Here is a 10,288-nt window from a genome sequence, read left to right as displayed (position 1 = left end):
TCATAGACCAAAGCGCATAACTGAGGGTGGGTCAAATCTCGGTGAAAATACCGGGTCAGTTCTCAGTGACAATCAACAGACCCCCTATTTCCTGCCACCTTCCACCAAGGCTGCCCCCACCTTACAATAATATACCGCGCTGTCAATTATATACTTACGTTGAATTCGAGCTCAGGCAGCCTTGGTGTCCGCTTCCCCCGCAGACCGCAGGGACGCGGGCCTGCCCCCTCGCCACCGGGCGACCCACCTGTCCAATAGGCCCCCTTCCCCAGCACCGCCCGCAGGTCTGGCCGAACACCAAGTGTTCGGACGGAACCGCGGGCGGGCGCAAACCCCACCGACAGGGCGGACAGGCAGGGTCAAGGAGGGCCAGATTTGGCTCCGCCAAATCTCTGCCGCAAAAACCGGGAGGCCTTGGCCGATAGGTTTTTGTGGATGGTCCCCCTTGAGGCTGACTGGCCGGTCTGTCGCGGCCTGATCATTCCGAGCGGCGATCGTCCGTTGCGCGCGCAGCGACCGGCACCAAGAGGAGGTCACCTCGGGCGAACTGACCGCCGGACACGGCATCCCTGGAACAGGGATCGGGCCGCCCCAAGATCGTCCTGGGGCGGCCCATCCTCGCCAGAGGATTTAGTCCTGGGGATCTTTCGCGCTCGGTGGGAACATCACCAGCTCCGAGACCGCGACCGGGAAGTCGAGCTTGAGGCTGAAGAACTCCGAGCCGTCCCCGTTGCGGGTGTTGCGGAACATGGCGCCCACGCGTTGGAATCGGGTGCGCTCCTGGCCATCGGTATCGGTGAACTTGACGGGAACGGTGGCGACGTAGTGGTTGGTCATTTGGGTTACTCCTTATTGCGATGAGGATCACCCAGCACGGGGGCAAGAGGACCGGTCGCAAGCGCAAATGCGGAGGATCCGCGGCCCCGCCGTGGAAACCGTATTTGTGCTTGCCGAAGCGTGAGCTGAGGGCACGAACGGGCCGACCCCGTGCGATCCACATGCATAGCAAAAAGGAGGGACCCGATTGACCTGTGCCATCACGCAGTCGCCACCATCCGCGTCCACGTCCTGCCGAACCTGGCCGGGGTGCTGATGACGCCCGCCCGCGTGGATGCGATGTTCCGCGACACCACCCGAGGGTCGAGCAGGGCTTCAGCCTCAAGTGCGACGTCTCGACCCCTCGCGTCTTGCGCTGCTGACGATGTGCTAGGTGCGCACCATCCCCAGCCCGTACCGATGCGGATGGGCCGAACTCTGACGGGCTGGGTAGAGGGATGACGGTGCTGGACGCCGTGAGATGCAGATCAAGTGTGACCGATCGCACGCGCCATGAGATTTGACGAAAGGACCGCCCGAAGGCGACCCGGTTATGGCCATCACGCGCCCAAGCTGTCGAGCATCCCCCTGGTATCAGGCATTCGCTTCAGCGAGTTGCCGATGTGTTCCCGCCAGCGCGGCCCAACCTCCATTGCGGTGGCATAGGCCCGAGCCAGATCATCGGGCCGGTCCTCGGCCATCGCTTCGATAAGGAAAGCCGCCTGCTCGCGGTCCTTCGCGGATTTCAGGCTCCCTGCCCCATCGCGGCGCCGGTCGGCAATGATCAGTTTGTGGACTGCATAACGCTCCGGGCGGGGCACCTGCACCAGAACGCCGGATCTATAGATCGCCGCCGCGTGGATCGGCTCAGCGATCAGGAAGTTGAGATAGTTCAATCCTTGGGCGTTCACGCCCAATGCTGGCAGATCACGGATGGTCTCATCCCCGAACGCCGGTGTCAGGAACTCGACCAGTTGGCCGCTGCCACCCTGGGCCCATCGCCATGTCCGACCTTGGTCAAGAGCTGGCAGAGGATCGAATTTGAGCGCTGAGAACGTCTCGGCAAGACCCGGGTCGACCTGATCCTGCAACGCAACGCTGAGCTTCTCGAACTGCGCGATGTCGATGTCGCCAGTATTGGCCATACCGCCAATTGGCAGACGGATACCAAGCTCGCCTTCATAGAGGCGAAATGCATTGGTTCCGACGATGGTGCCACCCAAACGGAAGGTCCCGGCTGCGGCCATGGCCGACAGGATGGAACCGGTCGCCCGGTCGATGGGCGTCATGCCTTCCGCACGCAAGAGCCGAACAAGCCGCGACCGTTCCGCCTGCCGATCCTTGGCCGTTGCGCGCAGCTCTTCGATCCGGTCGATGCGCGCGCGCGTCTCGTCGCTGTCTTCGCCGATATAGATGAACCGCATCTCCGTCCCGACACGGCGCGCGGCATACCAATAGGCCTTATCCCCACGCTCCTTGAGTGTGGGCTTGCCTTCGACACCGGACAAGGCGTCGTCCTTCAGAAGACGCACCAGGTCGGTATAGGCGCTCATCGCGATGCTGCTGAGTGGGGTCATGCCTATCATTTCCAAGTTTTGCTTGGCATTCATATACCTATCAAAACAGGAAATTGCTAGGCAAAGTGATTTGGAGAACGTCCACACCCATAAGAAACGACGAAAGGGCCGCCCGAAGGCGACCCTCTCTCTTCAATCCTGCGACGCCTTCTTCGCCAGGTCAGCAACCCGCATGACCGTCAGGCCTTTCGCTTCCGCCTTCTGCCCGAGGTTCAGCGCGACCCCGTTGCCGCCGAAGAGCACAACCCCCGTCGCCGCGAACTTGTCGTCCAGCATCTCGTCGTTGCACTTGAACGGTGCCGCCCGCCCATGCGCGGACCAGCGCGGATCGAAACGCGCTTGTGCGACACCCCGTGCGCGAGCCCACCGAGCCGCGATCATCTCCGCCCCGTGCTTGCCACCCTTGTGGCAGAGGAAGATCTCCTGATTGCGGTTCTGCCTTATCCGCTCCCGAACCTTGTCGAGCGTGTTGAAGATCACATCAACATCAGTCCAGTCGGTGGCGCCCGAGACGATCAGGGGCACCCCCTCGACTTTCGACTTTTCAGCGGTTTCGCGGTCATGCTGCTCCAGGAGCTGCCGCGCCTCGAAGACCGCCCCGGTTTCTTGCGCCCGGACGCTTGCGCGCGACCCGGATGCCGGGATGAAGGCGTGGCCCGTCTCGATCTCGTAGCATTCCGCCGCAGCCTCGCTCATCACCTCGATGGCGCTGACGACCTCGCGCAGCTGCAGAAAGCGCGCCTGCGCTTCTTCGAGCGCGGTCTCGGCGATCTCCGATCCGTCATGGGATTTTGCCAGCGCGCCGATTTTGTCGGCGGTGCGGTCGATCTCCTTGCCAAGTGCCACCTTGCGCCGCTGCAGTATCGTCGCCAACCCATGGGCCAGCGGTTCGATTTCTGCCTCGAGCCCGGTCCCACGCAGCGGACCGAGCAGAGCCTCGAAGCTTTCGCGGATGATGTGGTCGGTCAGGACGTGATCTTCCGGGATCGGCAGCTGTGCGTCCTTCTCGGTCAGTCCGAAAAGTTCGATGGTCTCGTAGGTGTTTGCGGTGTCGTAAGCCATGTCTGGTCTCCAGTGTTCGGTTATAGAGCCACCACGTGAGTGTGGGGGCATGGCCGAATGTCTGGTTTCCGAATCTGCCCGGGTCAGGGACGGCGCAGCCGCCGGCTTGCCGGGCGCAAAAGTTTTCCGCGCGCAGCACCCGACACACGCGCGCGCTCACGCACGGGACCGCCCAACGCCACAGACCCCGCCCTCGCCGAAAAGTTTTGCGATCCTTGACGCGGGCTGATTTGGGGGCCATCCGGAGGATATGCTTCCACACTCATGTGTGTGTGTTTTGACGGTAGGTTTGCCCGACACGAGCAGGCAAACGGCCCGACCGGACGCGGGAGACGGATGCAGCGGCGGGATCGTTTTGCCCCGCAAAACAGACCAGAGCGCAATCCGGCGGAGCGGCCGGGGAGGGACGTGCTCGTGAGGCGGGCAAACCGGGATGCCGGGTGCGACGCCGCGGTGAGGCCGCATGGCCGAATGCGCGACGGACCGAAGGGCCGTTCTCCCCTGCGACACGCGAAGCCGAGCAGGGGAGGCCGTAAGGCTCTGGCCACGATTGATGTGCAGGAATTACGCTGCCGACTATAGGGATTGCTTGTCCAGGCATTCGAGGTGATGGTCGGGGAGCGGACTTTCATCGAGGGGACAAATCAACATTCATAGGAATGGGGAACGGACATTGGTCCGGCCCAAACCTCGTGGTATCAAGGGGTGGACCGGGCCAAGCTCTTCACTGACGCACGACCAAATACATGAAAGGTGCTCCATTTGAAGCATAAGACGATTGATTTAACTGCCGAAGTTAAGCGCGCCACATTACCGGATGGACTGCAAGGCTTCCTATTCCCCATGTATGAGGCAATTTCCAATGCCTTTCACTCAATAGAAGACAGGTGGGAAAACGATTTAGAAGATAAAGGCCGCTTGGACGTCACCTTTGACGATCAAGCGCGCGAAGTCACGATTAAAGACAACGGCAGTGGTTTCGATGAAGCAAACCTATCGGCGTTCCTGACGCCCCTTACGGGAAACAAGTATGAGCGTGGCGGCAAGGGCTTTGGACGCTTCATGGCATTCAAGGTCTACAGCCAGGTCTTCTATTCATCAGGGCAAAAGAAACCCGACGGGATGCTGACGAAGGGTTGTTATCGTTACGATCCGTTCTCGAACGATGACAATCTAATTGTGGTAAAAGAGACAGACGGTGCCGGGGCGCACCCGCACGACTGCGGGGTAACGGTATCCATGCGCTCGCCAAAGGCGGATTTTGAAGACTATTTCGTTTTGGAAGGCAAAGACCGGAAGCACAATCACACCGCAGAAGATATTGTCTCTGCGGTATTGGATCACTTCCTTATCGAGTTCATTCAGAAAAAAGTGCCGAAGCACTTCGTTCTGACCATCCAGGGAGCAACGTTCAACCTTTACAAGTATTTCCACGAGTCTCTGGCGGTCGGTGGTAGTCGCAAAGAGGAAGTAGTCATCGGAACTGAGACTGTTGAAATCACTTTTGACTATTTCAAAGTTGGTGAAGAGCATGCCAAGAAGCACCGATTGTATTTCTATGCGAACAACCGTGCGGCAAGTGATCTGGAAAACATTTCGTCTGGCCTGAATTCGAATCCATTCACCGAAATGAAAGGTGAAGAAGAATTCCGGTATTACTACTTAGTAGCTGTTTCCAGCGATTTCTTTAAGTCTTCTCAGTCGCGTGATCGGATCACAAACCTGCACGCTAAGATTCACCACAACAAAACCAAGAAGTCGATTAAGGACCACCTGATTGCAATGGCTAAAGCCCACATCTTGGACCTTGAGCAGACGTATACGTCCGATCGGCGTCTAAAGATGAAGGAACACGTTGACCACCTGATTGCGATTGATCCGCTTCTAAGGCGCGGCTTGGGAGGAAAGACCAGCGAAGAGTTTGTCAAGAAACGTGGCATCACGGAAACCCGCGAACAATTGGCACAAGATTTGTTCGTCGAACGCTTCCGACAGAAATTCGATTTCACCAAACTGAGTGAAGAAACAAGTGTCGAAGATCTTGTGCGGCTCGTACGAGACAAGATACCGGAAGATGCCAAAGAAGCGTTGGCGGTCTACGTTGCATATCGGAACAATGTGATCCAAGTATTTCGCCAGTTGCTCAACAAAGATGATGATGGGTTGGCGACCGAAGATAAGGTGCACAAACTGATTTATCCACGATACAGAGACAGTGAGCAAATCGACTATGCGTCTCACAATCTTTGGCTGATTGACGATGACTTGGCCTATGCACGCTACATTTCAAGTGATCGAACACCGGAAGGTAATGCGAGGCGCAAGGGCGAGTTTGCGCACGATTTGCTCATAAACAATGACGATGAGCTTATGATTGTAGAAATGAAGCGTCCCCAGAAAAAGGACTATGATAGCACCAAAGAGGCCGACACCAAGAACCCAGTAGACCAGTTGAAGAACCAAGTCTTGGACATCCGTGAGCGGGGCAAGGTCATCACTTCAGGCGGTCGCGAAATCTCTATTGATGCTACATCTATGGTGCGCGGATACATCTTGGCGGATTGGAACGATAAGCTTGAGCGCTATTTGAAAACGGAAGACTTCATCCGCACCAATTTCGGTGGGCAGATGGCCTATCGTTACTACCGAGAGCTGAATCTCATTATTGAAGTTCTGGCGTTTGATAGGCTGATTGACCGAGCCAGCAACCGCAATGAGGCGTTCGTCAGCATGCTGGAGGGACGCTCAAACTTTGACCGGAAGTCGAAGGGCACACTATCGGCAGCGCAATAGTCGTTCAATCGCACTGTAAAAACGGGCGACTACTGGTGGCCCCTCTCGATTGTCTTATCCCACTTAGGTGTCTGCAAAGCATGATAGGCCGAAATACATATGAAAAGTTGATACCGCGGCATGAACGCGAAGCGCTCGAGCAGGCATTGGGGATGGAAGGCGGATATGTTCTAGATTTCAGCGATCGCACTTTCAACGACTTCTTCTATGAGACCATTGCCATCGATCCGGAAGATCAGTCGCAGCTCTTTAGCGGGCGAGGAACATCGAAAGCGAAAAGATTGCGAGCGTTTGTCGAACGTGCTCAGCCCACGTTAGTGGCAAAAATCCTGCGCGAACTCTGGGAGTATCGGGAGGCGATAGAGTTTGCACAAGATGCGCGGAATGAAGACAAACTTAAAGAATCGTATTTTTCTACTGTCGCACGGATCGAGGGGCGTACGGATGCAATTGATGCCTCTGCCATTGAGACTTTCGAGCCGAACGAGACATTGGAAGAATTGGTTGCTTCAATCCGCCGTGACCTGGATGCAAACAAACCCCAAGCGGCGCTTGACCGCCTTCATACCTACTGCATGAAGCGTTTTGCCTCTCTTGTCCGCAAGCATGGTGGCGAAGATTGCGGGAAGGACGATGCCCTTCATGCGCGGGTCGCAAAATACGTTAAAATCCTCCGCGAAGAGAAGAACCTTAATCCCATCTCAGAGCGCATTGTCAAAAGCTCCATCAGCGTCTTCGAGGCGCTGAATCCAATCCGCAACGATCAGTCGTTTGCGCATGACAATCCTGACCTCGTGCAGATGGAGGAAGCTCGTTTTGTCTTCGACAGCGTGACTGCGTTCTTGCGGTTCTCCAAGGCTATTGACGGGCGCTTTTTCGAGGATTGATTGAGGTTAGCCCCCGTCGGCAACGTCCGGAGGCTGTGTGAAAACTCCCTTGCTGATCTGAATGATGGTATGATTTCTGCATTCGGTGCGGAGGCATTTTATGGGTCAGTTTATTGAGGGCATTGATCGACATCAGGCGATGTTGCTGCCTGAATGCCTTAACGACTACGTGGGTGAAGACAGCGCAGTTCGAGCGATTGATGCGTTCGTTGAGATGCTTGATCTTGCCGTGCTGGGCTTCAGCGCGTCGCCCGCTGCGACGGGTCGACCCGGCTATCATCCGGGGCTGATGCTGCGAATTTACCTGTACGGCTATCTCAATCAGGTCCAGTCATCGCGGCGATTGGAGCGTGAGTGCGGGCGCAACTTGGAGCTCATTTGGCTGACGGGCCGTTTGAAGCCGGACTTCAAGACAATTGCGGACTTCCGCAGGGATAACGGCCCCGCGATCCGCAAGGTCTGTCAGCAGTTCGTCGCGCTATGTCGCGACATCAACCTGCTGGATGGGACCCTCGTTGCTATCGATGGCAGCCGGTTCAAGGCGGTGAATGCGAAGGCCAAGAACTACACGCGTGGCAAGCTGCGTCAGAAGCTGGGCGAGATTGACAAGGCGATTGAACGATATCTGGGTGAGTTGGATCGCGCCGACGAGGTGTTTGAGCAGACCGGAACGGTATTGCCCGAAGCGCGCATGGAACGCACCCTGCGAAAGCTGGAACATCTGCAAAAGGAAGCCTGTCGCTACAGATCGATCGAGAGACGCATGGATGAAACGGGCGAGGCACAGGTGTCGCTGAGTGATCCCGATGCGCGCTCCATGGCGACAACGTCCCGCATGCCGCGCGTCGTGGGATACAACGTCCAAACGGCGGTGGAGGCAGATAACCACCTTATCGTCGCCCATGAAGTCACCATGCAGGGTTATGACAGGGATGCTTTGTCGATGATGGCGGTGGCCGCCCGCGATGCGATGGCCACAGATCAGATCGAGGTCATCGCGGACAAGGGGTACTACAAGAGTGAAGAAATCCTGGCCTGCGAAGAGGCCGGTATCGCGGTCGTTGTCCCCAAACCTCAAACATCGAATGCTGGTGCGCGCGGGCAGTTCGACAAAGCCGATTTTGCCTACGACGCTGCGGCTGACGCTTACATCTGCCCGGCAGGCCAACAACTGATCTATCGGTTCACGGGTCAGCAAGACGGCAAAGCGATCCGGACCTACTGGTCCAGCCACTGCGAGGGTTGCGTGCTCAAATACAAATGCACGAACAGCAAAGAACGTCGCATCCGTAGGTGGGAACATGAAGATGTTCTGGAACGTGTTCAACAGCGCCTGGACAAGGATCCCACCCAACTGGCTGTGCGCAGCATGACGGTCGAACACCCCTACGGCACGATCAAGTCATGGATGGGTGCGACGCACTTCAAGATGAGGCGGCTGAAAAACGTCGCCACCGAGATGGCCCTGCACGTTCTTGCCTACAATATGACCCGCGTCATGAAGATCATCGGCATCCCAGCCCTGATTGCCGCGATGAGGGCCTAATCCGCGATGCTTTGGCAAAAACGGCTTCTTGAAAAGGGAAACTGACCCAGAGCGCCGCAGAGGCGGAATCCTGGCCGAGCCTGAAGTTTCCAATTGAACCGATTGGCAAATCACGCTCCAAGACCCAAACTCGGGGAAAGCTGGGCAACACCAGCCAGTTTCCACACAGCCTCTCCGCTTTGCGGGCTGCAAATGCGGCAATCAGATTGAAGGATAAACGGCAGTTCGGGGCCGACCACGTCTGGCGTACGGCTTCAGTTCAGATCGACGCCGCCGAGGCGCGGCGCATGTACATGCGTTCGGATTAGGAACGCAGCGCCCGCGCCCGCGATGGCGCCGAAGAGATGTGCCTCCCACGACACGCCGGGTTGGCCCGGAAGAACGCCCCAGATAATAGAGCCATAGAGGACACCGACCACCAGTGCCGCGCCCAGCGTGATCGGGGAGCGATCCACAAGACCGCGCGCGATGAGGAAGCCAAACCAGCCGAAGATCAGCCCCGACGCACCGATATGGATCGCCGAGCCGCCGAACAACCACACGAGACCGCCCCCAAGGCCGATCACCACGGCGTTCACGGACAGCAAGGCTCGCGTGGTTGTTGCCACCAGCAGTCCACCCATCACCAGGAGCGGCGGCGTGTTGGCCATCAGGTGCGAGAAGCTCCCATGCAGGAGGGGCATAGCGATGACACCATCCAACCCGCTGCCATGCCTGGGGATCAGGCCGAAGGCCGGGTTCAGGCCGTAACCGGTGATCCAATTGACAACCTGAACCGCCCAGAGCAGCGCGACAAAGGCGGCAAGCGCCGCGGTTCGCCGGAAGAAGACGCGCATGTGATCCCGTTTCATCATGTTGGCGACAGTAGTCGTCCCCACAGCGCCTTCAACGGCTTTCGCGCGCTGCACAGGGTGCCACCTCCGGGAAAGGGGGTCGCGGCGGCCAACCTCGGTAGTGCTCAAGCCAAGAGAATGGCTCCGATCTTACACGGTGTTCCCAGGCCGCAGCGGCATGATTTCACGCTCGGGGCGCTTCAACGCTTCGGCATATTTGCGGGCATTGTCGTCAATCGTGCCGTGCCAAAGTTTGGAGACGAACGCGCGGGCGTCTTGAACTGTCATGTCTTTCAGCGAAGAGGACAGCGCCATGAATAGCTCATCCTCGCTGATCGCAGCGGCACGGTGCATGGCGTCCGCGTAAAATGATGGATCGTTCACAACCTGCTCGCTCAGAAGCATCCGCGCGAGGTTCTCTTCCGGGATCGCCATGAAGATCGTGTCCTGCAGGTCGGTCAGATAGGCGCGGCGCGATGTGGACACCGGCTTTCCCGCAGCCTTGGCCTCCAGAACTGCCTGCCTTGTCCTGTCGAGCTTTGCCCTTGCATGGGTCATGAGGACATCACGCTGTCGTTCAGGCAGCGCAAATCCGGTGCAACGCTCGATATGAGCAAGAAGCTCTGCAACCTCTGCGTCTACATCAAAGCTCTCGAACCACGGAGCTTTTCCCAGTCTCGCCACCATGCGCCTACCCTTGTCCATTCAATAATATATTATCGTATATCATAGTCAGCAGATCGCAAGCGGGTGGCGTCCTTGACGCAAACGGAC

The 10,288-nt window shown here is 57.7% G+C and carries 8 protein-coding genes; 3 read left to right on the top strand and 5 right to left on the bottom strand.

Translation table 11 applies throughout. The features are described 5' to 3' along the window. Nucleotides 1-630: 630 nt before the first annotated feature. From UB90_RS10475 to UB90_RS10465, 3 genes are all read right to left on the bottom strand, one after another. The gene (locus UB90_RS10475; protein WP_007120662.1) at nucleotides 631-837 is read right to left on the bottom strand and encodes a hypothetical protein; all 207 of its coding nucleotides are present in this window, start codon (nucleotides 835-837) and stop codon (nucleotides 631-633) included. Between the two features lie 539 nt (nucleotides 838-1,376). Continuing rightward, nucleotides 1,377-2,393 carry a nucleotidyltransferase family protein gene (locus tag UB90_RS10470; RefSeq protein WP_241389327.1) on the bottom strand — a complete coding sequence of 339 codons (1,017 nt, stop codon included), beginning with the start codon at nucleotides 2,391-2,393 and terminating at the stop codon, nucleotides 1,377-1,379. A gap of 132 nt (nucleotides 2,394-2,525) precedes the next feature. After that, complete coding sequence (locus UB90_RS10465; RefSeq protein WP_065331804.1) at nucleotides 2,526-3,455, bottom strand: DUF2493 domain-containing protein; 930 nt, start codon at nucleotides 3,453-3,455, stop codon at nucleotides 2,526-2,528. 762 nt (nucleotides 3,456-4,217) lie between these two features. Between UB90_RS10465 and UB90_RS10455 the strand changes: the two genes are divergently transcribed. The 3 genes from UB90_RS10455 to UB90_RS10445 all read left to right on the top strand — a co-directional run bounded on the left by UB90_RS10455 (nucleotide 4,218) and on the right by UB90_RS10445 (nucleotide 8,681). Next, complete coding sequence (locus UB90_RS10455; RefSeq protein ID WP_207517346.1) at nucleotides 4,218-6,248, top strand: ATP-binding protein; 2,031 nt, start codon at nucleotides 4,218-4,220, stop codon at nucleotides 6,246-6,248. 80 nt (nucleotides 6,249-6,328) lie between these two features. Further along, complete coding sequence (locus tag UB90_RS10450) at nucleotides 6,329-7,135, top strand: abortive infection family protein (protein WP_228711384.1); 807 nt, start codon at nucleotides 6,329-6,331, stop codon at nucleotides 7,133-7,135. A gap of 100 nt (nucleotides 7,136-7,235) precedes the next feature. Beyond that, complete coding sequence (locus UB90_RS10445) at nucleotides 7,236-8,681, top strand: IS1182 family transposase (RefSeq protein ID WP_065331940.1); 1,446 nt, start codon at nucleotides 7,236-7,238, stop codon at nucleotides 8,679-8,681. Nucleotides 8,682-8,935: 254 nt separating this feature from the next. Here the strand turns inward: UB90_RS10445 and UB90_RS10440 are convergent, their stop codons facing one another. Both UB90_RS10440 and UB90_RS10435 read right to left on the bottom strand, forming a co-directional pair. After that, nucleotides 8,936-9,517 (bottom strand): rhomboid family intramembrane serine protease, encoded by a 582-nt coding sequence (locus UB90_RS10440; protein ID WP_040610019.1) that lies wholly within the window; start codon nucleotides 9,515-9,517, stop codon nucleotides 8,936-8,938. A 147-nt stretch (nucleotides 9,518-9,664) separates the two neighbouring features. Then, complete coding sequence (locus UB90_RS10435; RefSeq protein WP_228711382.1) at nucleotides 9,665-10,201, bottom strand: hypothetical protein; 537 nt, start codon at nucleotides 10,199-10,201, stop codon at nucleotides 9,665-9,667. Nucleotides 10,202-10,288: the final 87 nt, after the last annotated feature.

It is taken from the genome of Tritonibacter mobilis, from assembly GCF_001681715.1.
GTDB classification, from domain to species: Bacteria; Pseudomonadota; Alphaproteobacteria; order Rhodobacterales; family Rhodobacteraceae; genus Epibacterium; species Epibacterium mobile.
The sequence above is the reverse complement of the archived record's forward strand: the minus strand, read 5'-3'. Positions and strand labels throughout refer to the sequence as shown.